Here is a 24389-nt window from a genome sequence, read left to right as displayed (position 1 = left end):
CTCAACCAATAGACAGTTTCAAAAGCGGTTGAGCCGTAGGCTCAACATTACCAGAACGCGACAGAGCAAGCCGCACAATGTGCAAAATCATATGTTCATAGCTCTGCTTTATAGTGAGTCTGTATGCTCTGGGGAATGACCCATATCCTTGGATCAGACTGGGTAGCAAATTGGCTTCTAGGAAATGTGGTGTGCCGTACTGGTCTAGACGGATATCTATACGGCCATAGTCGCGCGCGCCAAGCGCGTGGAATACAGTCAAGGCAAGCGCGCAGACCTTGGACCTTATGTCCTGATCGGTCACAGCCAACACCTTTTCTCTATCAGACGATTTCACACTCCCACTCAAGATGCGTTGCCCGTATTCGTCTGTTGGAGCCAGCAGCTCTACGGGCATGACAGAAAACTCAGCAGTGTTTTCTTGCCTGAGGATGGCAACGCTAAATTCCCGACCAGATAGATATTTTTCTATGAGTGAATCAGACTGCAACCTCGTGGCAATCGATGAAACCTTTGCCTCTAGCTCGCTAAAAGTATGGACAACAGATTTGCTATTAATACCTACGCCACCGCCTCGGCTCGTCGGTTTCACGAATAGTGGATAGGCAAAAGGCACGTCCACTAAGGGACGGCGTTGGTATGCGACCGCAAATGGTGAAGTCTTGAGGCCAGCATCTAGTACCCGCCGTTTGGCCAGTGACTTATCCATTTCTAGTTGGTGCGCTTTGTGTCCCGAGCCCGTGTAGGCAATTCCGCGCTCGTCAAGGTAGTTGCTCAGCCATACTTTGCTATTACCGACATTGATAGAACTTGCGCCTAAAAATACCAGATCTGGCGCATCAGCAACAAGCGCCTCAAGATCGGCCATGGTGTCAACCAGAGTAATTCCTACCCTGGTGTAGTGACGCGACAGGACTGCCAGCACTCCGGCCCGAGACGCTTCGCTCATAGAACTAAGGCGCTTGTTGGAAGAGCTGACAATCTGAATGTGTTTGTTCTTTTTTATCATAATAAGCAATCAGCCGGCCTCTTCAGTTCTAAGAAAAGGCCGGGTTGTTTGAAATCTAAGAGTAACTAGACTGAATTAGTAAGATTTGCGGAAACTGCCGCCAGAGCGGTTGTCTTCTTGAGGGCGAGCTTGGTTAACAACAATTGCACGGCCGCTCACTTCTTTGCCGTTTAGTTCTTTGATGGCGTTTTGGCCTTCTTTGATGTCTTCCATCTCTACAAAACCAAAGCCTTTGGACTGACCGCTGTCACGGTCCTTGATAACTACTGCGCTGACTACCTTGCCCTGCTGGGCAAAAAGATCGTTCAGTTCTTGTTCGGTCACGCTATAGGCAAGACCGCCTACGTAAAGTTTCATTGACATACTATTTATCTCTTTCTGTTAGCTAATATCACACGCGCCTAAATGACTTCTAACCGAAATAATAGTAGATTTTTCAAATACGAATTATAACAACGGAGAGGGTTCAGTAACCACTTGCTTATTTATAGTATAACACAGATAAGCTTTATCCTTGTATCTGGGGCCTCACCGCTCCTAGGCTTTTCCAGATGAGCAAAGGGCTTTTACCCACAGCGTCAGCAGGGCCAAGGTAAGCACTACACCATTTATGAGTAGCAAAGTGTCGTCTTTGGCGCTGACCAAGATAATAGAGTTCACATACAGCGTAGTTAGGCCCACGCCCATGATGGACTTGAGGTGTGTTTTCTTCATATCCGCGACAACCGCTCGGATAGCCGGTAAGAAGCTGACCGAGATAGTGGCTATGTAGAGAGCGACAGGCACAGACTGAAGGCCAAAGTACAGCAGGCCCTGGCCGGAAAAATATGGCTGAGACCTGTAGAAGAATGTGCGAGCAATAAATGTGGCAACCAACAGAACCGCTGTGACAGTCACCAGCGTAGTGCTCTTACTCGGAGATTTAAGTGAGGCAGCCTTGGCATAAGCTAGGTGGCCCAGCAAAAAAGGAATTACGCCAACCAGGATAAGCGGCTTTATGTCTGCGGGCTTTGTTAGGACTACCAGTGTCCATATGGCCATGCCAGCAGCGTAGCTGGCCAGGCCGACCCCAAAGTATTTTAGGCTTTCTTGCTTTTGGCCCAGAAACCACTTTGCTAATAACGCCGTGCCAATTGCTCCGTGTATAAAGAACAGTGGCACAAGTACATTTGAAGTTACGTTGTCCATAGATTGCCCTCGCTTGTTTACGCCCCTTAGAGTCTATTAAGCAAATAGTAGCATAAGCAGTATGTTTATGGCAGTGGGTAAAACGGCATATGGCATACTGTTATGTATTGTGCAGCCAGAAGCAAACGGCGAGATAGCCCAACCCATTGCGCTTGAACATCCCCTGCAAAAGGGGGCTATCCTGGTAGGTCAGCTGCTGGCGTATCCTGCTCTGCTGATCCTGCGCCTGGTGCTTGTGAAGGATTTGTCCCGCCATACCGGAGCCTTCAGCCTCAAAGACGACGTGACCTACGTGATCTACGCCAACCACCAAAGCATGCTTGACCCCTTAGTCATCTGCGCCTCCTTACCAGTTAGCTGGCTGAGGCAGTTGTTGCCATTTCGTTTTTTTATCGAGAATGCTTACTTTAAAGGGCCTGGCAAATTGCTCCTGAATAGTCTGGGTGGCTTCCCGGCCCACTACCAGTCAGGCACGGCCTATGGGTTAGATAAAGCCCGGGCGGTCATGGGTGCCGGCCAGACAGTTGTCATTTTTCCACCCGGTCGCCGGACGCGTGAGCCTATTGCCAAGCCCGGGATCTCTGTCCTGGCCACCCACCCCAACGTAGAGCTTATTCCCATAAACATAGACTGGAAACACCGCTGGCACTGCAGTGTGCATATCGGCCAGCCCATCGATAGTGCTCGGGCCAGTTCGGCCGAAGAGCTGATGCAACACGTCTATGATTTGACGCCAACCACGACCTGATAACGCCACAGCCCGTCTTTGAAGGTGTCGTACAGTTGATAATTGGCGATGGTGTAGTCATGGCGAATAGTGTCTATAAGCCGCAACCTTTTGAGAATCCCAATAAACGGCAAAGCTAGACCAGCATTGTGCTGACACTTTTTCAGGGATGGTTCGACATTGGCTGACAAGTCATGCAGTGCAACAGACTTAAAACCAGCCGCAGCAAACAACCCTTTGTACTGACTGGGTGTCAGCAGGTCTGGCATCATCCAGCCCTCTAGGAATGGCCTCATCCTCTCGTGTTCTTCCGTGGAAAGCACTGGCTTGTCGCGCAGCAGGTATTCGGCAATAACTAACCGACCACCCGGTTTGAGCAGCCTAAAGGCTTCTTTGACAAACTTGTCTTTGTGCTCGCAGTGCACGATGCTTTCCTGCCCCCAGACAATGTCGAACGAGCCATCCGGCAATCCGGTATTGGCGTAATCGCCCTGGATAAACTTCAGCTTATTTGCTGCTGGCGAACTGGCTGCAGCCCTTTGGGCCTTTTGGACCTGGTACGGCACCACCGTAACTCCCGTTACCTCGCAGCCACAATTTTCAGCCAGCCACAATGCAGATCCGCCGTAGCCACAGCCAGCATCTAGCACTTTGTCGGTGCCCGTTACGTGCGCCAGCTCTGCCACCTTTTGATTCATCTTTTGCAACGACTCTTCGTGTGGGGTTTGCGGCGAATCATAGTAGCCAAAGTGCAAGGCTAGGGCTTTACGGCCTGACCAAAAATGCTCGTAGTCAAAGTTGGTTGATTTGTAGTAGGCCAGCACCTTATCAATTTGTTTTGACATGTAATTCCTTTCTATTTTGCAGCCAGTTAAAACCAAGCAGCGCAACCCCAGTAGCCAGCGGAATGGCCTGCAATTCCAGAGCAGATAGGTCTGTTCGTTGCCAACACAACAAGTATGCCAGCAAGGTGATAATAGCGACATTGGCGGCCCGCGCTATGACAACGACCAGTTTTTGCTGATCGTCGACATTCCGGACGCCAGCAAGTTCATACAACCACGCACATACCATGACCGAACCAAGCGCCAAGGGCACCAGCACGCCAGAGGCAAATGACGTAGCAGCCACCACTGCTGCCATAGCCACTATCCAAAACAGGCCACTCACGGCCGTAGTTATTCGGGGACCAAACCGAAGTAAAAAAGTTATTTTGCCATGACGTTTATCACCCCTTACGTCTCTGAAATCTTTCAGTAGCAGCCGAGCCACAAAACCCAGAGCCAAGCCAGCCGTGAGCAGCCACGGATACGGCTGGGCACTTTCCACTGACCAAAACCCTAACGAAAACGAATAATAGGTGTACGCGCCAGCCAATAGCAACGGCGCTGCAAAAGTGCGATCTGTTACCCGCAGCGGCTTGAGCGAGTAGATATAGTCTATGAAAAGTATCGCCAGGGTCAAAAACACCGCACGCCAGCCATAGAAGGCAGCTAGCCCCAATGCAAGGGCACTGCCAAAATGAATACCCCAAAACTGAGCAGAGGTAATGTCTTTTGAGACAAGCGGTCGGTCTGTGGCATCCTTGAGGTTTATTGCGTCAATGTCGCGGTCGGCATAGTCGTTGATGGAATTGGCATGAATGGTAAAGGCCACTATGAGCACAAAAGCCAGGAGCGTTTTCCAGGTAAGGTCATCTGCTGCAGCACTACCCAAGAAGACAAGCGCAAGACAGGTAGCTATTATTCTGACCCTTGCAAATTTGACTATGGAACTAAGGACCTGTCCAATATCTCTCTTCCAGGACGAAATTGTCCAGTTTTGAGACAGAATTCGTTCTGGACGAGGAGACATACCCATAGTTACGTTGACGAGACTAGGGCGGATTCTGGCCAAAACTGGGCGGTTTCGGGCCGGATGATGAGATTTTGGATAGGTTCTTGGCATTATTTTTTGAGAACTTTCGCCGGCACGTGGCTGAGCAGCACAAACAACAGCACCGGCCACAGAAAAGGATACCGTGCCACAAGCACCGCAAAAAAACACAGCTCGGTGACTGCCAAAACCCTCGTTCGCTTCTCTTTTCGCACTATGATCAAAGTATAATATACTGATCACAAATGGGTACAAAAGAAAAGCAACGGCTTTCCAAAATATATAAAGAAAGCAAACTGAAGTTGCCCTACACTGAATGGTCTTTTGTCCGACGATTTTGGACATTTCAGAACGAACGGATTCCGTTGCTAGCCATGGCCGCCGTGGCTCTGTCGCTTACCACTGCCGTTACCAAACTTCATGGCAACTTTGGCTGGCCCCTTGTGCTCATTGCCAGTGCCATGGTGGTATTGTATTTTTTGCAAATCCGCCTGGCTGACGAACCCAAAGACTTCGAGCACGACAACAAATACTATCCGCACCGGCCGGTACAGCGCGGGCTTATCACCCTGAAGGAACTAGCCCAGCTGAAGAACGGGGTTATTGGATCGTTCCTTTTGCTGGGTGTCCTGACTGGTTCATGGGTGGTTGTGTTGCTAGCTATTTTTCAGCAGTTTTATTCGTTCCTGACCCGGCAAGAATTCTTTATGCGCGACTGGCTGCGTCGACACTTTTTGACCTACCAGTTTTCTCATTATGTACAGTTGTTTATATTGGCCTGGCTGATTCTTACCGTGCTGGAAGTGCAGCCGCTGGCCGAACGATTTGTGTATTTTGTGTATGCCATGCTCATGATTGGCATGGTAGAGGCTTCGCGCACCATCGGTGGCGAAGACAAACGCGCAGCCAAAGACCGGTATTCCTATAGGTTAGGCATGGGACTGGCCTTGTCCTCGTTTGTGGCTTTTACGCTGGCCGTTACTGGCTATACGGTCTTCTTGATTGACCGGACGGCCAAGGACCTGCAGTGGGCAGTTCTGGCACTCGGTTTGCTGGTAATCACCGTGTCGATCATAAAATATATGCAGCAGCCAACTACCAAATCTGCCGAGCTGATGAACGCCGCCTCTTTGGTCATGTACCTCAGCTCCGCCATAACCCTGCTGCTCAGTGCCTAGTATGCGTGGCACAAAAGCCCAAAACCTCCAGGTACTGCAAGACCTCGGGCTGACGGTGCCTGACTTTTACGAACTAGAAGCCGCTACTCTGCAGAAGCTAGACGACCCCAAGGTTGCCGCCCAAGTCACCACCACCTTCCAGGCGTGGTGTGCCGAGCACCATTGCCAAACAGTTGCCGTGCGGTCGTCAGCCGAGGGCGAAGACAGCGTAGACCAATCATTTGCCGGCCAGTATGCCAGCGTCATGGAAGTCACTGGCAAGGCAGCTTTCTTGAAGGCACTGCGCACCGTCGCAAACAGCCAGCCCAGCACGGCCTACACTGCCAAAAAGCATCACAAGGTACACGCCATTGTGCAGCGATACATAGCACCAGACACCGCCGGCGTACTGTTCACCGTCAATCCCGCCAATGGCCGGGCCGAGATGCTCATAAACGCCGTAACCGGACACGGTAGCAAAGCCGTAGACGGCGACGACGTCGAAGCTATACATATAGATAGACTGTCCGGCGACATTCGGTCTATGAGCCAGCAGCCGCGGATCTTCCGGGGCCAAATCCTGCAGTTGCAAGAGCTGGGCAAACGTATCGAGAATCATTTTCAGTCCCCCCAAGATATTGAATGGGCGTTTGCAGGTGGCACCCTGTACGCGCTGCAAGCTCGCCCCATAACCCGAATAGCTCATGTGCAGGTATGGGACAACGCCAACATCGGCGAGAGTTTTCCGGGCATTGTGCTGCCCCTGACATTTTCTATATCACGCCGCGGCTACGAGCTGGTGTATAAGTCGCAGAGTTACGCGGCCGGGCTGGACTGGTACCAGCTGGAGGGCAACCATCGGACATTCAGCGCCATGGTGGGTTTGTACGGCGGACGAATGTATTACAATCTGGCAAATTGGTATAAATTTATCGGACTATTCCCCAACAACAGCCAGAACCAAAAGTATTTGGACGAACAGCTACAAACCATTGGCGACGCCGCCTACTTGCCCCCTAGTTCCTATCCGCTAGGCTATCGGCTGAAGTTCTTTGTGCGGGTTGCCCGCCGGTCGCTATTTTTCGAACGCGAAAAAAAACGCTACTGGCGATACCTGGACAGTACCTACGCCCAGTACCAGACACTGCCCATTGGTGCGGACTTGTTTACCCTGCTGCAACGCTACACCTATATTGAGCAGACTGTTATTCCTCATATGGGCCGCGCGGCCGACAACGATTTTTTTGTGATGATCTACCATGGCATGCTAAAGGGCAGACTACAGCGATGGCTGGGTGCAGACAGCCAGCACGCCACGGCATTCCTGGGCTCTTTGCATGATGTTATTAGCGCTCGGCAAGCCAACATACTGACCGACCTAGCCCAAGCCATCAACACTGACCCGCAGGCCCAAAAACTGCTGGGCCAGGATAATTACGAAGAACTAGATGCTTACCTACTGTCTACGGATACCAAAACTCTGCTACAGGAATATCGGTCGCAGTTCTTGCACCGCTTTGCCGAAGACCAAAAGATAGAAGCCAAGAACCCACTGCTACCACTGGCTGGTTTTTACAGCTTGGTCAGGGCCTACCAACAGCTGGATACTACAGCCACCGACAAACGGCAGCACAACGCCCTGGAAGCCGAACAGCAAAGAAGCCAGGCCATCAAAAAACAGTTGCGCCCCGGACAAAGGCTGATATATGCCATACTCCTCCGTCGGTTGAAGCATCATTTAAGAATCCGGGAACATAACCGTCTACTGCGCGGCAAAGCCTATGCCTATTTACGTGAACTCTTTATTCATGTTGGTCAAAGTCTGCAAGCTCAGGGCCTGGTCAAAAACACAGACGATGTGTACTACCTAGATATCGAGGAGCTGTTCAGGCTCATAAACGGCACCGGCTACCAGGACGATTTGCAACAGCAGATCGCTGCCCGCCGGTCGCGCTACAAAACCTACGAAAAACTCAAGGCGCCATCCCGATTTATCACAACTGGCCTGACCAACACGCTGCCACCCGAATTTGCCGACCACCAGCCGCTGTCCGGCAAAGCTGCCAAAACACTGCCTGGTACTATCTGTTCACCAGGCAGTGTCACGGGAAAAGTGATAGTACTAGACAAGCCCATCATCCCCACAGAGCCATTTGATATTTTGGTTGTTTCGCATACCGACCCAGGCTGGACGCCCTTGATTGCCCTAGCCAAGGGGCTGGTGGTAGAGCACGGAGGCATTTTGTCTCATGCTGCAATTGTCACGCGCGAGCTGGGCATACCGAGTATAATTGGCGTCAAAGATGCCACTCGGCACCTCAAAACAGGCACAACCGTGTCTATCAATGCCGCAAAAGGAGCCGTAGAAATACTATGACCAAGAAACCAGCACCCGAAAAACACCTACTACGGCAACTCTCTAGGGCAGATTATGTGACCGCCCTGGCTATTGCTTGTGCGGTAAATGCCTTTGCGCTGCTGTGGAATGGCCGTACCGAGCTGGCTATTTCGCTCGCGTTTGTATCTATGTTCTTGGACTATGTAGACGGCATGGTTGCCCGCAAATACGGCGGGTCCCCGTATGGTGCCGTGCTGGATTCTCTGTATGACGTGATGGGCTGGGTACTGTTCCCGGCATTGGTCATAAACATACAGACCGGATGGGCCTGGTGGTCCATGGTCGTCACCACGGTGTACTGTGTTTTTGGGCTGCTGCGGCTGAGCAGATTCACGGTAGCCGGATACGTCGAGACCGATGGCCGATACTACCGGGGAATGCCGGTACTCTTTAGCAAATATGCCCTACTGGTGGCGCTGTTGTTGGGTGCCAAGCTATCAGTGATCTGGCTGATTATTATGATCCCGCTCATGGTGTCGTCACGGCTGGTCAGAAAACCCCATCCGTTCTTGGCCCAGCTAGAGCTGGCCTATGCTGCAGTATTTTTATGGCTGGCTATACGATAAATGTCCCAACCAACGTTCCTAAAATCTAGCCTGAAGCACCTGACGGCTATCACCCAAGAATCCCATAACCAGCAGATTCAGGCTGAGGCAATCGCTATCTGGCAACACTATTTTCGACCAGACAACCCACTCTGGAAACACATTGTTGCCAAACCTTTCCGGGTTGATGGGCCAGATGGATCGGCCCACGTGATGGCCATGATAGACAAGCGGCTGCCTGGCAAAGGGCTGGTAGGATTCTTTGCCTGCACCACTGTTGCCGCTGGCGCCCAGGCACTGTTGAAAGCCACCGCCTGGCTCAAGGAGCAGCCTGGTATTGTCGACGTCTATGGACCCATCAACGGCACCATCACCCGTGACTACCGCTTTAATGTAGACGACGATTTTCAAATACCCGGCGAGCCGGTAAATCCTACATGGTACATAGACGCCTTTAGGCAAGCCGGGTTCAAGGTCTTCAACCGCTACGTGTCTGGTATTGCCAAGCACTACCAGATATTTATAAAGTTCAAAACCATGCGTAAACCCAGTGCCGACTATGCGCATATTACCCTCAAGCCCTTTGGCACCGGCAAACAAATAGATGACCTCAAGACATATCACAAGCTCATGAACGAAATATTTCCGCACAACAGCATCTACTGTCCGGTCCTGTCCTGGGAGGAACGGTTATATAACGTGAGCAACCACCAACCACTGTTCGACCCACAGTATTCGTTCTTTCTAGAAGACAACGGCAAAGCTATTGGCTTTATTGTGGCCTACCCGTATCAGCAAAAACTCATCGTAAAGACAATTGGGCTTTTGCCACAGTATCGCAAAAAGAATTTATCAGGAATGCTTATCAAAAAAGTCCACGACCAAGCCGAAAAGGACGGTCTGTCAGCTGCCGTATATTCCACCATCCGGGTAGGCAACGCCGTCTACCGGATGAAGCGACCCGGTGTCAAGATCTACCGCCGGTATGTGACCTTGCACAAGGCCCTGTGATTCGGTGTTATCCGCCATGTTTTTTATCTTTTCGATGAGCTGTGTGGTAGAAACGCCTTCGGTATACTCTGGCTCTACCAGCTGGCCGCCCCACTCTGCCAGCGTATCAATAACCTGCTGACGCGTATCAGCCTGTACACCGGTGCGCCAGTCTGATCCATGCACCACGTAGTCCGGCTTTAGTTTTCGCAAATTGGGACGGTAATCTAGGGTGGTTTGTGGAGTAACCCGGCCCACTCCTTTTATGCTCTCTACGACGGCTCGCCGCTGGCTAAAGTCCATGACAGGACGACGCTTGTAGCTGGCCACTGCTTCGTCGGTCAACAAACCCACAATCACCAGTCCTCGCTTGCTACCCTCTTGAATAATATTCAGATGCCCCGGGTGCAAAATATCTGCACACATGGCTATATAAACAACTTTTTGCTTTGAGTTCACCTGTTCTGATCCTTCTTTTAACGCAGTATAGCAGTGCCTAAGGCAGGGGCGCCAGAACACGAGCAAGGTGTTCGGCTCGCTGGTCCCTAGTAGCTCGCAAACGATCCATATTCAGGCTGTCAAAGATACCCAGTAGATGCTTTACGCTGGTTGATTCTACTGGTATATGAGCTTTTCTGGCGGCTTCTACATCTTGGGCAGTCTTTGCTTCAGTAGCGCGGTTGGGCAGATGGGCAATCGAGTTACCGGGATAGCCTCTCAAGGTGGCCAGGATAACCAGTGTACCCAAATCCAAGGCGGCTTCTATTTCTTTTTGGGCATTGGGCCCGCCACCCATGGCTACCAATATATCCGGGGTTCCGCCAAGGGCCTGAGCCTCATCACCAAATACCTTGCCGACCACACCATATTTGTGACGCATAGCCGCACCACGCAGACTTTCCAGGGGCGCAAAACCAGTGGTGATCAGCCCTTGCTTCTCGGCCAAAGTGCCGCTGAGTCCTGGTACGCCATAGCCAGTGGCACCGTCTATCACACCATCTATCGATATGCCGGCTGTCCTACAATGTGCAAAAAGTGCCTGCAAGCCATCGTGCTCAGCGCTATACTCATACTTTTTTATAGGGTCCGAGCCAGTCCCATACCCTGAAAAACCTATCAGAACCCCCTTACGATTGAAGGTCTTTTCTATAAAGTCATCTGGGTTTTGATCGGTTGCACGGCCTGGACGGATAGCTTCTAGGGCTTCATGCACCTCTTCGGATGGGGCAATAAGGTATGGAATAGCCGGTACTATCACGCTGTCATACAGGGCGGGTTCGGGTCCGTCATCGCCTTCCAGGTACACACCGGGCAAGGCAAGGCGCCTTGAGTGTCTTTCTTCATCAGAGAATTGATTGCCAGTTGTTCTGAGTAGTTCTATCTGGGCTTCAAGATTGGACATCCCACTACTGTGCCATATTCTGTTACTTTTTTCAATATAGCTTAGTCGGCAAGGGTGTGGTTGTATTGTGCCTGAGTTTGCGCACGCAGCATTGCCCGCTGCAAGCTAAAGCCGTCTTTTGTGAGCCAATCGTTTTCGGTAAGACGCTGCTGAACGCGCTCGCGCCACCCCATCATCCCACTTAGCGGAGCTTTGGCAGCCTCGTCCAGCGCATCCAGCGTATGCAGCACATACCCCGCCAAGAAGCCCTTGCGGCTGTCTTGATATTCATGGATAGTCTCGGGAACGGTGAGACCTGCCGCCTTTTCACCAATTAGAATGGCTGTATTCTCCGCAACGCTTACCGCATAGTCACCAGCCAGAGGCACTACATCCACCGCTCGCATCATGAGTCCCGCTAGGCCCTTGGGCACAACCCGGTCCAGTCCCAGCCGCCGGCCCTGCTCTACGTGCGCGCCGTAAGCCGAGGCGGCGGGTATATAAGCGGCAACCGTTTGTTGCTCCACGGTACCACCCATTCCTTTCACCCTCTCGGCCGTCAGTTTGGCGGTATACCACTCGACCGCCATGTCCTTGTTGGCACCGGGTGGCACCCGGTCCGGGTCGGCATCGGCAAAGAATGTTGCTCCAGGATGTGCATGATCATGAGCGGCAGTACCAATCAGTACAGGCTGCAAAAAGCCATCCGGCAGCTTAATACTGTGAAAATTCTGAAACGCCCCGTAGGCGTCATAGGCATTTTCTGTAGTGCGCTGCGAGTGTTGCAGCCCGTGGTAAGGGTTACGTGGTTCGTGCGCGTCAACTATAGTGTCCGCCAACTGTGTCTCGAAGTCGACAACCTCCTGCCCCTCAAACCCCTGCAGTGTTTCTGGCAGGTTCGCCCCAGCCCCTGACACTAGCGGGGATCCTTGGGTATACCAGTTTGTAAAGTCTGCATCTATAAACTGTTCTGTCCGTAATGATTTATCAAATTCTGACATGGGTATCTTACTCCGTTTACTACGACACTTTTTGTCGTACACTGCAATAATATTACTTATACAAGTATCTATAAATCGGTTGCGCATGAGCGCACAACCGTTAGACAATAAGGGACATGAATCACGATACTGCCACTGTGCACGAATATTTTGCCAAGCTTGGTCTAGATCCAGAGGTTGCCAATATCTACCTGGCCCTGCAGGAGCATGGCCCCCAAAGCCTGCTACAGCTATCACGCAATGCCAAAGTAGAGCGAACACGTATCTATCGCCTCTTGGACTCCCTCAAAGAACACTATCTTATAGAGGAAGAAGAACTGTATAAGCGTAAATTATACAAAGCAGCGCCCCTAACCAACCTACAAATCTTGCTGAGCAAGCGTGAGCAGCAGTTACTAGACCTGCAAGCCGAGATGCTGCGGCTACACGAATCTGCGCCTACCGCAGAATCTAGCGTCAAAACTCATGTGCAATTCTATCAGGGCGAGGACGGGTTCCGGCAGATGCTCTGGAATCAGACCAACTCAACTTCAGAAAACCTAACTCTCCTGTACGAGAATATGCAGTCCAAAACCAATGCCGCCTTTTTTAAGCGCTGGGTAGAAAAGTGCAATAGCAAAGGACTGACGTCACGAAGCATCGTAGGTAACCACTTTTTGTCTACCCAACAAGCTTGGTACAGTCAGCACCAAAACGAACGCCTCAAGAACTGGCAAGGTCGACAAATATCCGACGACGTATTTGCCATTCGGCATTCCACGGTCATCTACAACGACGTAGTTGCCTACTATGACTGGAAAAAGAACGACATATATGGCATAGAGATCTACAACCAACATATCGCCGACGGACAGCGACAGATCTTCGAGCTGCTCTGGAAGCTTAGCAAGGAATACGACGACTCAGCCTTGACGGCGTAATTCATATCCCTACGCCTTGCCGCGCTCGTACACCGTGAAAGGCTTTCTTAGGCCAAGCGGCACAAGTATCATCTCCCGCACACACATGTGCACGTCCCATCGCACGTTGATAGCCTTTAGCATATACCACGTGGGGTACGAGACTATAGCTCGCCACAGAGGGTATTTTCGTTTCCAGCAGCCGTATATTACTGGCGGCCAGAACGTTATGAGGTCGCCGAGCAGCCACCACAGTATGACCTCGATAAGTGACACATCCCACGCGAAGTAGGCCACGAAAGGCAGGGCAATCACGACGGGCGCCAATGACGTTTCCAGGAATTGGAGCATGGCCCACAGCGCTACCATAGGCTTGTTTTTGGCAAGTTGCCAAAATTGCAAACGGAACCCATGAAACCAACCGCATTTCCACCTCTTGAGCTGTTTGTTCATATACATAAAATTGACTGGCTCTGCAGCGCGAGCGATAGCATCGTGTACATACACCGCTTTACGCCCAGCTATGTGTTGATTCCAGGTATAGTAGATATCTTCAGTCAGAGTCGTTTCTGGAAATCCTTCTACCAGAAATTCCCTACGGAAAACAGTGCAGCAGCCAGAACAAACAGTAATACTATTAACGCTCTGCTGAATAGAACGATAAAAATGAAAGCCGAACAAGTATTCAAGCTGCCGAGCCTTTTCCCAGAGCGATTCTTGTCGCTGCGTTAACACGCAGCCCGAAGCAACCGAAACGAGTGGGTCGTCAAAAAATGGCAGCAATTTTTCTACATAGTCCGGGTCCAGAGTGGTATCGCCGTCAATGGGCAAAACCAAGTCAGTGTCTACATGGGGCAGCACAAAGTTTTGGGCTTTTGCCTTAGACCCCAGGTTCTGTGGTGGCGTCAGTACTTCGATGCCGCGTTTGGCATACAATGTAGCAATTTTTAATGTGTCATCTGTTGAATAATCGTTTACAACGATAATGCGATCAGCTGGAACCGTCTGCGCCAACAACGAATCGAGTGTCTTAGCCAATCCGTCGGCTTCGTTATAAGCAGGAACAATAATAGTGAGGGTGGTCACTTTGTCGTCCGTCTTTTTTGCAGAAGTCGCGCAACAATCTTAGACCCAATAGCAAAAGCTGCTACTGTGCCGTAGGTAATAATAGTGAACGCAGTAATTGGCAAAATGTCATGTGCCTGCATAGAAACTCCTTGAATAGATTCTCACAAACAAAGCAAGCCCATTGTGAGCTGACTGTCAGCCAAATGTTATATAAAAAATAATTATAGCACTATTTTTAAATTAAGTCAACGTCCGGCAACCTGAATCCCGAAACTCAATTTAACAGAGGTAGGTGAAAATGAAAGTCTACTTCACCCCAACAGAGACGGCAACTTCACCCAAATCTTTATAACAGGGGTGTAGTTTCGGGATTCAGGTCCGGCAGAGTCACGACGCAGTGGGCGCGATAGCACCTATTGCTCTGGTAGTTTCTTGCGGATAGCAGCATAGCCGTAGTAGTCGTGTATGGCTACGCCATGGTATGCCGTATAGGAATCAAAAGAATTAGAGATGCGATCGAGCGCCCCGATAAGACTGGGGCCGTCTTTTCCGTAAAAAGTAATCTTGGCCGGCTGCACATCTGTTGTCTCCTGACCAATGATGATTTTGGTGTTGGGTGCATACTTGGACGCATAGACAACCTCGTTTTGGGCATGAGCAATTGAACCGTCTTTGCCATCGGTCGTATTCCGATAGTCCATGATAACAATGTAACCAGCGTTTATGCTGTTGAGGGTATCAAGTAGATGGTAGGCCACGGGCGCTGTTTTCTTTTTGCTTGTGATCTCAGGAATATTGCCGTTTTCGTTGTCAAACCAGTACGGAACCGCAAACCCCAGCATATAGGTACTCTGTGTATCCTTATACTTCTGCACAGTGGCATCCACCATGCCTAGATACTGGATCAGGCCGCTCTTCTCGTCTGGCTTAAAGGCAGCGTTATTATAGCTTTCTATGTCAAACTGGAGCCCAGAAAGTTTCTCGTTGTCGGACACGGCCAGATTATAGGTATGCACAAAGTCAACGAACACTGATGGAATGTAAGCATGGGACGAAAAGCCCCACGTGGTTTGGCCGGCCAAGGCCTGTACCGAGATCCCATAGCTAGATGCGCTACGCACAAAGACCCTCATATTACTCTGCAGCTCCTGAGTTTTTGCTTGCTTTATGGCTGGGTCAGGGTTTTCATAGGAGTCAATATAACCACTGATATCAATATAAACAGTGTTGATCTTATCCTCGGCTAGCACGCCAAAGATGTTTCGCATGTCCTCGTCCGACAAGTCCGTCGGCGACTTCCAGAGCCAGATCCCCTTGTGGTCTACTTGCGGCAGCTCCACTGTATGTGTAGCACCCAACGCATGGGGTTTTTCTTCTTTGGCAGTCTTTGGCTTGTTTATATAGGTGTTTCCGACCACCAAAGACGCCAGTGCCAACACGAGGCACAAGAAAATACTCACATCCCTAAACAGCACATGGGCTTTACTGGTGGTGGGGTCTTTCTTTGTAATCATAGTGTCCTAGGGTATATTGGGTTCTTTTACTGGTTTCAATTGCGGCTCAGTATCGATGGTACCATACCGATCTATATCAGATTCGGCAGTTTTGCGATCAATTATTATGTCAGGAGGTGCTTCAGTGGCAACTGGCTGTTTAGAATTTGTCCTCATGACCGAGATGCGCGACGTTGAGCGCACCGTAGAAACCACCCAGACCACACAGATGATCACAAAAACAAGTGAATACTCAAAGGCCACCTTCCTGCCAGTGACGTATTTGTGAAACTTTTCGCGAAAGAGGTAGATAAACTTAATCTTCAGCCAATAAAAATGTGCTATCAGGCGACAAACAGTCTCTGCCTGTCTATACAGCGGAAACAGCAGAACCACCCAGAATGGGTCTCGGCGTTCCAGCTTGAGCCATACCGCCGTGGACAGCAAGCTATAGAAAATATAAAAGACCACGAGTTTCCTAGGGTACAGCAAGCTCGCCCACATAAAGGTCACTCTGAAGGGATCAGTAGTATACAAAAAAACCTGGTAGGCTTTTTCTATCTTGAGCAAATAGTGATGCCGCGGGCTAAATAAAATACGGCCATATATAGAAAAGAGCTCGGGCAATGACAGATTCCACCGGAAGGCCCGCTGCCGAAAGAGGGCTTTTGGCGTGGCTGGTGGTTCTGTGAGCACCACCTGGTCGCTGTAGGTTACGCCCTTGCCTTTGCCGTAAATGTGTACCAGCGCCGTCCTTTGCTGATCTTCGCCTCCAAACTGTCCGGAATGCATGTTGGCCTGAAACACCAAGTCACTTGTTCGATACAGCCCAATAGCACCAGAAATATTGCCGATAGCACCACTCTCGGCCCGCAAGCTTTTACCAAAGAACATGCTTTTTCTATATTCAAACTGCTGCAGTTTGTTTACGAGCGTGGGATGTGACATAGGCATGACATTGAAGGCTACGGCCGAATAGCCTTCGTCCAGTAAACTAGTAGGAATAACAATATCGCCTACTAATGTGTCATCATCCAAGATCAGCACATAGTCAGTTGTAATGTGTTTCATAACACTGCTGATACTAAAGGCCTTGTTGATGTTTCGACGGTTGACCGATACTCTCACGCCATAAGATTGAGCAACCTCCGCGGTGTTGTCGGTAGAAGCATCCGACACAACGATGATTTGCTGAGCCGGTACATGACGCAGACAGTTCTCTATAGTCTTGCCAATGATGTCCTGGCCGTTGTAACAGGCAATAACAATCGAAAGCTTGGCCGGGTCAAAGCTGATATCCCTCTGAGGCGCTGGCCGTCTAAACAGGTGAAGAACGGTATACAGAAAATCCGTTAACAGCGTCACTATCAAGAATTTCCACACCAAGAACTCGGCAGTTGAGTCATCGTGACCAAAGTAAAAGTAGTATATGAGCGCAGCCAATACACCCACGATAAGAATGGTATGGACACAACCTAACACAGCGGAGATGAAGGATTTCATACGGCCTTTATAGTTCGTTTATATTACTAAGTATAATTATATTCTATTCCCCTGGTATGATGAAGAGATGAAATCAAACAAACAGCCTGACGACTTCATATTTACCCTTGCTACAGATTCCGATGCCCACCTGCTGGCAGGCCTTCTGACCGATGCCATGCATTACAAAGTCGAGCATGGTGATGAGACCTGGGGCTCAGAAGACTACTCTGACAAAGAGGCGGCAGAACTTATTGCCCTTTGCCCAATTTACCTTGTAAAAAGTGGTGCCGAAGCCTTGGGCACGGTGGCGCTGCAAACAGAAGATAAAAGCTGGACCGAACGACCCGGAGATGCTCTGTATCTGCACAGAATAGCAGTTGCAGCCAGTGCGCGGGGCCAGAATCTGGGCAAGCGTATTATTGACTGGGCGCTCGCCCAAACCGCCGAAAGCGGCCGCCAATTCCTGCGACTGGACTGCGACTCCCGAAATGCCGGACTGTGTGCCTACTATGAAAAACAAGGCTTCAACCAAGTGGGCACCAAACAAAGCACCCGCAATCCAAACTACCTGGCAGCGCTTTTCGAGCAAAGCACTCCCTAGGTAACCAAGTCACCGTACAATTTCGCAGCACCACCGGTAGAACTTTTTGCTGCAGAATTACTCGCTCGCGTAGCCGCTGCCGTACTGTACAATGGTACGAAGAACATGAAACGACGGCCAGTCACTACAAAAAGAGTGCTGCTTACTTCACTCTTTGTGGATACGCTAGACGTACTTATCAATATAACCGTTGCTGTCATAACAGGCAGCGTAGTTATGCTAGCAGAGGCCATGGAGGGCCTGGCAGATCTAGCGGCTGTGGGCATGCTGCTGATTGGTTTCAAGCGATCGAAAAAACGCTCTAACCGCACATATCCGTTTGGCTACGGCAAAGAACAGTACTTTTGGGCGCTCATGTCCACCTTCCTGATCATTGGCGTCACCGCCAGCCTGTCTTTTTACTTTGGCTTGCACGCCTTCCTGAATCCCGAGCCTGTAAAAAACGTAACTTTTGCCTACGTTGTTTTGATTTTTGCAGTCTGTACCAACGGCTACGCCTTGCAACTGAGCCTTCACAAGCTAGCCGGTCAAAGGCCGTGGCGCCACTTGCCCAAACTATTTTTTGAATCATCATCGGTGGCACCCAAGACAACTATCGTGCTGGATGCCATGGGCACACTGGCGGCACTGTTTGGGCTGACTTCGCTGATCATTTATGGCATTACTGACAATGCGCGCTTTGACGGTGTGGGCGCCATGTCCATTGGTGTGATGCTATTCGTACTGGCCTTGGTCCTAATATTTACCACCAAAGGGTGGGTAACCGGCCGTAGCGCCCCACTAGAGACCGAACAACTCATCCGCGAGGCAACCCTAAAAAGCCCCGAGGTGCAGAGTGTGCTAGATCTGCGGACTATGATGCTGGGGTCAGACAAGCTGCTGGCTAACATGGAAATTCACCTGCAAGACGACCTGACCACTGACAAGATCGAAAAAATCATAGACCAAATAAAGCGACGGGTCCGAAAAGCCGTGCCAGACGAAGTGCACGTCAATGTCGAGCCAGAGACTCCACCCAAGAAACGAATCCCTAAAAATACTTAAAAAGGCAGCTTATTAGTTGCCAGTTGACGGCTGGGGTACAAAGCTTTCGTCTCCAGCCTTGTAGGGCAGTCCAGGGTGGGCACTGGCAAACAGCCCCCAGTCATTTTCCATGCCGGGCACCACCCAGCTGTGTAGCATCCATAAGTCTGGGTTAATAAGCACCCTGCCCCCAAGTTCTGCACATTCTGCGTCGGTCAAGACATCTGCCGCCAGGCTTATATTGCCCTGTTCGGGATCCATGCACCATTTTTGGTGACGGTGCCACTGGTCATTGGAGCCGGTGAATCCTTCTGGCGGCGTATCGCCCTCTAGGGCTACCACGTACGAGAGTCCTACAAGCTTGGAGCCACTGTCTGTGCCGTCATACAACAACTGAGCCGGCTTGGCCGGATCAAATTCTGCAATGGTGCCGTCAAAATTTTGATAATGAGCACCCAGGCCAGCGTAGTACGAATCGCCCTGGGTATAACCGCCAGCCAGCGCATTGGCCACCGTGGGATACTGAGCTGCTGCGCGCCGAGCCATATCCAGCTCGCCCTCCAGGGTGGTGCACTGTTCTTGGATGGTCATGGGCATCCAGTGGTCAGGACCCAGCTGGTGTGTGAGCACACCAGCCAGTATGTGTCGACGATAAATGTCATAAGGCACTGTGGCGATTTCATCAACCACCTCGCTCGGCTCCATTTCGTCCCCGGCAAAGACCTCTGCCCATTCCTGCACCGTAAAGTCTACAGGGGCAGTCATATCGTGAGCGTGGTGACCAGCTTGCGCATTCGCCTGGTTGAAAGTGTCTGTATTGAAAACCAGGTCACAACGATCATCGGGCGCCACTGCCGTAGGGTCGGCGTCGCTATCCCCGCTACAGGCAACAGCCGCAACCAGCCCAACAGCAGCAGCTACTCTGACACCCTTTTCTACCACCGAGCGAAGAGTCGCTCGTATATCCATGCTCGCATCCGACTCGCACTCGTTCATGCTCGCCCCCATATAACTTACTGTAGTTATTATACGCTCCCACGGCGTGCAACTGAGTAAAATAGATCAGTGGTTGGTATACTTTATGGATATGAGCCACATGGTGACACACATTCAGCAGCTAGTCTCGGACATAGATCCGTTTGATCAGCTAGAGGCAGACCACCAAGCCGACGTACTAGCCTGGATAGCGTCCGGTGATCCGCTGTTTCGCATTAGCAAGCCTGATAATCCCCCGAAACACTTGGTTTCTTATTTTATTGTGCATGACATTGCAACCGACAAACTGTTACTTATTAATCACCTAAAATCTGGACTACTACTGCCGGCTGGTGGGCATGTTGACCTAGACGAGGATCCCGCCACAACGGTTATAAGAGAGGCAGAAGAAGAGCTGGGTCTAGCAGCAGTTTTTCAAGAACCCTATGGCAACCTCCCCCTCTTTATCACGGCCACCACTACCCTAGGCCAAGGTCAACATACAGACGTCAGTTTGTGGTATTTAGTGCAAGGCGACACTACACAAACCTACATCTACGAAGCCCGAGAAATGAGTGGGTATGAATGGTTTTCGCTGGCAGAAATCATGGCCATGGATCAGGCCAAGCTTGATCCCCATATGCACCGCTTTGTACGCAAAATGCAAAAAGCCCCGGCCTAACCGGGGCCTTCTAGGTCGCTGCTGAAAAACTACAAACCGCCGAGGTTTTTGTGTTGTAAAGCATGTGCTCGCCCCTGCACAGCTGATTGACACCTGTGCCGTGCGGGTGTTTTATTATTCCTGTTCGTACACCCCGTGCGGGCATGTCGATCGGCGGCAAAGAAAGGCTATGGCAACTCATGACTTTTAGCCCCAAGCTCACTAGGTGGGCAAACCGACCGCGAGCTCAGCGCAGACTTCGGCGACAGCGAGCTAACCGCCATTTCAATGGGCCGCAGTTGCGGGCTTTCATCCGGAAGTTCTCGTCCGAGAATGAAGGCACCTTCCAGATCACACTAGTCAAGGAGAACGGCCAGAACTACAACGCCGTCTTCCATAACGGTGGATCCGACCCCAAAGTCCGTGTCGCCCTCATGTTCGGCAAGCCACGCTTGGTGAGCAGCGCCTGGGATGTCCGCGACATCATCGAATCGGAGCTGTCTGGTGGCAAGTTTAGCCCCCAGATCGAAGAGCTTGTGGACCACACGCTGGGAGGGTCGCTCGGCAGTGTGTACCTGAAGATCGAGAACGGCAAGCTCGCGAGCGCCCACTTCCACGAGGGCCAGATCTGGCCGTAGGCCGATAGCGAACGACAGCCGTCTAAAAGGCAGCACTCGCAGGGGGCGAGGGCTTGGTACCGTTTGCATCCGTGTGCTGACCACTACCATACCCGAGCCTCCCTGCCCCAACTTCTAAAACCCTGGCACTTGCATAGTCAGTTCTGTAAAATTGAACAAGCAGAAGCCGTTTTATTTCTACCGAAAGGATTCTTATGGATGGCACACCGACGCACCGCGGACATTTTGCCGAGCTTCCAAGCGGTGCCCAAGAGCACGTAGACCAACTGCATCCAGATCTTCAGCAGGCACTCGGCAATCGCCTCATGCAGCTGAGTCATCTTGAATTTTATGATCTAGAGAAGCCCGGCAACCATTATCCGGATCCGAACGAGCACTACAATCCCACCCGCATCGAGCTAGGCGAGCAACACCAGCCTCAGGTTGATCGAGTCAGTAATTACATAGAAACAGCTTCTGATGCGCTACACGCTACCCACGATGCCTTGCTAGAACAAGGAGCCCAGAAAGAAACCCTATCTCCCGATAAGCTCGTAGCTGCCACTTACGATCGCCTCTTAGGCGCGGCAGCCAAAGAAAAAGACGCCGGCAATCGTGAAGCTGCAATCAGCACCCTGGAGACCGCCCTGATCATTGATAGCCTCATGTATACAGATGACATCGATGATGACCGCGAAACAGTTGTACACCAAGCCGTAGTCAAGGGCATGGCAGACGAACTTATTCAAGCCACAAACAACACTTTTGGCCTTGTCAGCGTTACCGAGATAGAACCCGGTTCGCTCAAAATTGTACCGGCCACTCACAACAGCCAACGCCATGAAGGCTTACTAGGTACTGCATCAAGCCCTGATCTCGATTTCAACGATAACTTTTCCGAGATCAAACAGATTAACCCTGGGCTCTTTAAATCTCAAAAAGAACCTTTGTCCTCGCAAGACTTTCTTACGCTTGCGGAAGTAGCAGAACAAAAAGACGACCCGTCACAGGCCAAGAGGTATATAAACAGCGCCTTTGCGAGCCAGGTAAGACAGCCCAAAAACCCAGATACTGCTGCAGCATTACTCATAAAAGCCCAGGAGCTTGAGTTACCTGACCTTGAAGATAAAATAGCCGACCTACGCAATACCCGCCTGGACGGCATGCTCGATGACGAGCCGACCAGGTCAGCCACTGCAGTTAATGGCGCTATCCCTCGCCTTATCCAGGCGGGCCACGAGGAGCTGGCCGAGGGGCTTATATCATCCAGCCCGCGCGAGATGAGTTATAGCCAAAAAGCAGTCCATGAGACTTTAGGCGATAGCACCAAGGCAAATCATGTGTTAGCCGCCATTGCCGACATGCATGAACGCAAGCGCCAAGCCCTCGTTGTTGCCCTGGATGCCCATGGAGCGCCGAAGGCCACAGTGTCCGAGCTTCTAGACAGCTACAATCCGGACGGTATGGTCAGCCTCACTCCAGAATTTTGGGATGAATACGCCAAAATGCCTCCGGCACCACGCGTTGCACTGGGCACGCTCTATGCGGCAGAATCTCTGCACTCTCCTGACGAACAGCTTGTCTTCATACGGTCTGCCGCTATAGCCCTTCAGGAGCTCGCAGCCATAGAGACCCCTGACAATGCCGCCAGTGTCGCGGAGGCTAGACAGTTAGCCCTTACCACCTTCGAGCAACCAGCAGCTGCGCTACAAACCGCCAAAGAAATCTTTGGGGAGGATGCGTATCTAAGCGAGCTTAGTACCTTAACAAAAATATTCGAGGAAGAACGTTGGCCCCTGATATACGTAACAGAAGACGTTGGCCCGGCGTTACGAGACCTCAAGCAATGTGTTAATGCAGACCAGTTTGTAGAGCTCGCTCAGCAAGTCGTTCAGAAATCAAACCCCCAGGCCGCCGTGGATGTCGTCAATGTCATGAGTCAGCTCACTGCTAATCAGCAAGTATTCAAGCAAATTATTACCAGTGAACAGCCCGAGGCCTCTGCGGCAGCCTATACTTATATAGCAAACAAACTAAAAGAGCGCGGTGAAAGTCTAGACGCCTTAGGCATATCAGCACTCCAACAACTCGCAAAATCGCATCGAACCGATTATGGCGAAAACGGACCTGAGATCACGGTAAATGATGTAGTAATCGAAAGATACGTAGACTGGGCGCAGCATGCGCGCTTCGACCAAGAGATTGGCGCAGCTTATGAGACATACTGGCAAGCACGACGCGACCCAGAGGTAAAAAGAGGCCAAGAATTACTAGCGCCACAGCTAGCGGACTTGCCCGGCATACAAGAGCATCTCACTAGCCTCGGCCTGGACGAGCAACTAGCCTCTAGACTTTTCGAAACATGGCGAGCGCTTGATAGATTTCCGAAGAGCATTCTGGAAGATAAAGACAAAGACGATAAGGCCAAACAAGAGGCCTTTGACACAGAATTTGCACTCCAGAAAGAGATGATGCAGAGTCAGGTTCGAGCTCTTTCTAAGCTTATCGAAGCCTACAGTCTTCAGGAAGCCACCTACATGGTGGAGACCTTTGGTATCCAGAACTTTAATCGCTATAAGCCAGAGCAACTTCATAAACAATTTGTCGATTGGACATCCGGCAGGGTAGCTCCTCGGAATTTGGTCATAAGTGCACAGGGTGATCATAACAGTTTTATGAGCAACATTGGCAGTGAGTACACATCACAACTCAAACAAGAAGGGCTCTTCTTCTTTGAAGCCGGCAGCGCCACAGAGCTTGCCAAAATAGCCGTCGCCGTAGGCCAGCGAGAGCGTAATGCTAACAGAGAACCAGACTTGCAAAATGTAATCATTGCAGCTCATGGCGAATACCGTGGCCTCATCCTTGGGCCTCGTGGCGAAGCACTATCAATATTTCAGTATATACACCAGATCAATAGCCGTGGACAGGTGGGCGCCCGACCTAACACCTTCACCAAACATTTGGGGAACTCTTATCGCATTATTCTGCATGCCTGCTCAACGGCTGGTGAGGGCGGCATTGCATATCACATGCGTGATACCCACGATCGCACTATTAGCTCTGCTAGCCACCGCGTAGTAGTTGGCCGAGAACAGCCGGGGCGCGGCATTGTCATAGAACCCGACGGAGCAGTTTACTTCGCGTTCGGCGACGACATAGACACAGCAGACATGATACCAGCCACCATCTATGATATAGAGCAATTTGCCGAAAGAGCATAAATCCATCTTTTGTATCAAATACTTTCTGGTACTATGGACTGGCTATCAAAAACACATAAGTTTTATACAGGA

Annotated in this window: 22 protein-coding genes and 1 pseudogene; 11 read left to right on the top strand and 12 right to left on the bottom strand. The window is 50.8% G+C overall.

Features of this window, described 5'->3' with window-relative positions; all coding sequences use genetic code 11:
- Nucleotide 1 precedes the first annotated feature (1 nt).
- The 3 genes from VK694_04475 to VK694_04465 all read right to left on the bottom strand — a co-directional run bounded on the left by VK694_04475 (nucleotide 2) and on the right by VK694_04465 (nucleotide 2197).
- A complete protein-coding gene (locus tag VK694_04475) occupies nucleotides 2-1009 on the bottom strand; it encodes a D-alanine--D-alanine ligase (GenBank protein ID HTE57973.1) in 1008 nt (335 codons plus the stop codon).
- 75 nt (nucleotides 1010-1084) lie between these two features.
- Nucleotides 1085-1366 (bottom strand): RNA-binding protein, encoded by a 282-nt coding sequence (locus VK694_04470; protein ID HTE57972.1) that lies wholly within the window; start codon nucleotides 1364-1366, stop codon nucleotides 1085-1087.
- Between the two features lie 180 nt (nucleotides 1367-1546).
- Nucleotides 1547-2197, bottom strand: a complete 651-nt coding sequence (locus tag VK694_04465; GenBank protein ID HTE57971.1) for a hypothetical protein — start codon at nucleotides 2195-2197, stop codon at nucleotides 1547-1549.
- 67 nt (nucleotides 2198-2264) lie between these two features.
- Between VK694_04465 and VK694_04460 the strand changes: the two genes are divergently transcribed.
- Nucleotides 2265-2945, top strand: coding sequence for a lysophospholipid acyltransferase family protein (locus VK694_04460; GenBank protein HTE57970.1), 681 nt, complete (start codon nucleotides 2265-2267; stop codon nucleotides 2943-2945).
- Here the strand turns inward: VK694_04460 and VK694_04455 are convergent.
- Nucleotides 2918-3769 (bottom strand): methyltransferase domain-containing protein, encoded by an 852-nt coding sequence (locus VK694_04455; GenBank protein HTE57969.1) that lies wholly within the window; start codon nucleotides 3767-3769, stop codon nucleotides 2918-2920. The genes VK694_04460 and VK694_04455 overlap by 28 nt on opposite strands.
- The gene (locus VK694_04450) at nucleotides 3753-4778 is read right to left on the bottom strand and encodes a UbiA family prenyltransferase (GenBank protein ID HTE57968.1); all 1026 of its coding nucleotides are present in this window, start codon (nucleotides 4776-4778) and stop codon (nucleotides 3753-3755) included. The genes VK694_04455 and VK694_04450 overlap by 17 nt, the downstream gene beginning before the upstream one ends.
- A gap of 266 nt (nucleotides 4779-5044) precedes the next feature.
- On the opposite strand from VK694_04450, the gene VK694_04445 reads away from it, so the two are divergent.
- Genes VK694_04445 through VK694_04430 form a run of 4 tightly spaced genes read left to right on the top strand, consistent with a single transcriptional unit; the run spans nucleotide 5045 to nucleotide 9910 of the window.
- Nucleotides 5045-5977: a hypothetical protein gene (locus VK694_04445; GenBank protein ID HTE57967.1), complete on the top strand. Its 933-nt coding sequence runs from the start codon at nucleotides 5045-5047 to the stop codon at nucleotides 5975-5977.
- Between the two features lies 1 nt (nucleotide 5978).
- Nucleotides 5979-8333 carry a PEP/pyruvate-binding domain-containing protein gene (locus tag VK694_04440; protein HTE57966.1) on the top strand — a complete coding sequence of 785 codons (2355 nt, stop codon included), beginning with the start codon at nucleotides 5979-5981 and terminating at the stop codon, nucleotides 8331-8333.
- On the top strand, nucleotides 8330-8920 hold the full coding sequence (locus tag VK694_04435; GenBank protein HTE57965.1) for a CDP-alcohol phosphatidyltransferase family protein: 591 nt from the start codon (nucleotides 8330-8332) through the stop codon (nucleotides 8918-8920). The genes VK694_04440 and VK694_04435 overlap by 4 nt, the downstream gene beginning before the upstream one ends.
- Entirely contained in the window at nucleotides 8921-9910 is a 990-nt protein-coding gene (locus VK694_04430) for a GNAT family N-acetyltransferase (GenBank protein ID HTE57964.1), read from the top strand. It begins immediately after the preceding gene.
- Nucleotides 9911-9946: 36 nt separating this feature from the next.
- Here the strand turns inward: VK694_04430 and VK694_04425 are convergent.
- The 3 genes and pseudogenes from VK694_04425 to VK694_04415 form a co-directional block, all read right to left on the bottom strand.
- A pseudogene (locus VK694_04425) lies at nucleotides 9947-10315 on the bottom strand (adenylyltransferase/cytidyltransferase family protein).
- Between the two features lie 70 nt (nucleotides 10316-10385).
- Nucleotides 10386-11291: a hypothetical protein gene (locus VK694_04420; protein HTE57963.1), complete on the bottom strand. Its 906-nt coding sequence runs from the start codon at nucleotides 11289-11291 to the stop codon at nucleotides 10386-10388.
- 41 nt (nucleotides 11292-11332) lie between these two features.
- On the bottom strand, nucleotides 11333-12271 hold the full coding sequence (locus VK694_04415) for a hypothetical protein (GenBank protein ID HTE57962.1): 939 nt from the start codon (nucleotides 12269-12271) through the stop codon (nucleotides 11333-11335).
- Nucleotides 12272-12387: 116 nt separating this feature from the next.
- Here VK694_04415 and VK694_04410 point away from each other — a divergent pair, with 116 nt between their 5' ends.
- Nucleotides 12388-13191 carry a helix-turn-helix domain-containing protein gene (locus VK694_04410; protein ID HTE57961.1) on the top strand — a complete coding sequence of 268 codons (804 nt, stop codon included), beginning with the start codon at nucleotides 12388-12390 and terminating at the stop codon, nucleotides 13189-13191.
- A gap of 9 nt (nucleotides 13192-13200) precedes the next feature.
- Here the strand turns inward: VK694_04410 and VK694_04405 are convergent, their stop codons facing one another.
- The 3 genes from VK694_04405 to VK694_04395 all read right to left on the bottom strand — a co-directional run bounded on the left by VK694_04405 (nucleotide 13201) and on the right by VK694_04395 (nucleotide 17234).
- Nucleotides 13201-14256 carry a glycosyltransferase family 2 protein gene (locus VK694_04405; GenBank protein ID HTE57960.1) on the bottom strand — a complete coding sequence of 352 codons (1056 nt, stop codon included), beginning with the start codon at nucleotides 14254-14256 and terminating at the stop codon, nucleotides 13201-13203.
- Nucleotides 14257-14651: 395 nt separating this feature from the next.
- Entirely contained in the window at nucleotides 14652-15752 is a 1101-nt protein-coding gene (locus VK694_04400) for a hypothetical protein (GenBank protein HTE57959.1), read from the bottom strand.
- 6 nt (nucleotides 15753-15758) lie between these two features.
- Entirely contained in the window at nucleotides 15759-17234 is a 1476-nt protein-coding gene (locus tag VK694_04395) for a glycosyltransferase (GenBank protein ID HTE57958.1), read from the bottom strand.
- Nucleotides 17235-17301: 67 nt separating this feature from the next.
- Between VK694_04395 and VK694_04390 the strand changes: the two genes are divergently transcribed.
- Nucleotides 17302-17817, top strand: coding sequence for a GNAT family N-acetyltransferase (locus VK694_04390; protein ID HTE57957.1), 516 nt, complete (start codon nucleotides 17302-17304; stop codon nucleotides 17815-17817).
- A gap of 105 nt (nucleotides 17818-17922) precedes the next feature.
- Nucleotides 17923-18861, top strand: coding sequence for a cation diffusion facilitator family transporter (locus VK694_04385; GenBank protein HTE57956.1), 939 nt, complete (start codon nucleotides 17923-17925; stop codon nucleotides 18859-18861).
- A 12-nt stretch (nucleotides 18862-18873) separates the two neighbouring features.
- Here VK694_04385 and VK694_04380 read toward each other — a convergent pair whose 3' ends face one another.
- The gene (locus tag VK694_04380; GenBank protein HTE57955.1) at nucleotides 18874-19836 is read right to left on the bottom strand and encodes a hypothetical protein; all 963 of its coding nucleotides are present in this window, start codon (nucleotides 19834-19836) and stop codon (nucleotides 18874-18876) included.
- Between the two features lie 46 nt (nucleotides 19837-19882).
- Here VK694_04380 and VK694_04375 point away from each other — a divergent pair, with 46 nt between their 5' ends.
- The 3 genes from VK694_04375 to VK694_04365 all read left to right on the top strand — a co-directional run bounded on the left by VK694_04375 (nucleotide 19883) and on the right by VK694_04365 (nucleotide 24317).
- Nucleotides 19883-20497, top strand: coding sequence for an NUDIX hydrolase (locus VK694_04375; GenBank protein ID HTE57954.1), 615 nt, complete (start codon nucleotides 19883-19885; stop codon nucleotides 20495-20497).
- 143 nt (nucleotides 20498-20640) lie between these two features.
- Complete coding sequence (locus VK694_04370) at nucleotides 20641-21114, top strand: hypothetical protein (protein HTE57953.1); 474 nt, start codon at nucleotides 20641-20643, stop codon at nucleotides 21112-21114.
- Nucleotides 21115-21308: 194 nt separating this feature from the next.
- A complete protein-coding gene (locus VK694_04365) occupies nucleotides 21309-24317 on the top strand; it encodes a hypothetical protein (protein HTE57952.1) in 3009 nt (1002 codons plus the stop codon).
- The last annotated feature ends 72 nt before the right edge of the window (nucleotides 24318-24389 follow it).

The organism is Verrucomicrobiia bacterium, assembly GCA_035489575.1.
Classification (GTDB): Bacteria; Patescibacteriota; Saccharimonadia; order Saccharimonadales; family JAGQNK01; genus DATHJY01.
The sequence above is the reverse complement of the archived record's forward strand: the minus strand, read 5'-3'. Positions and strand labels throughout refer to the sequence as shown.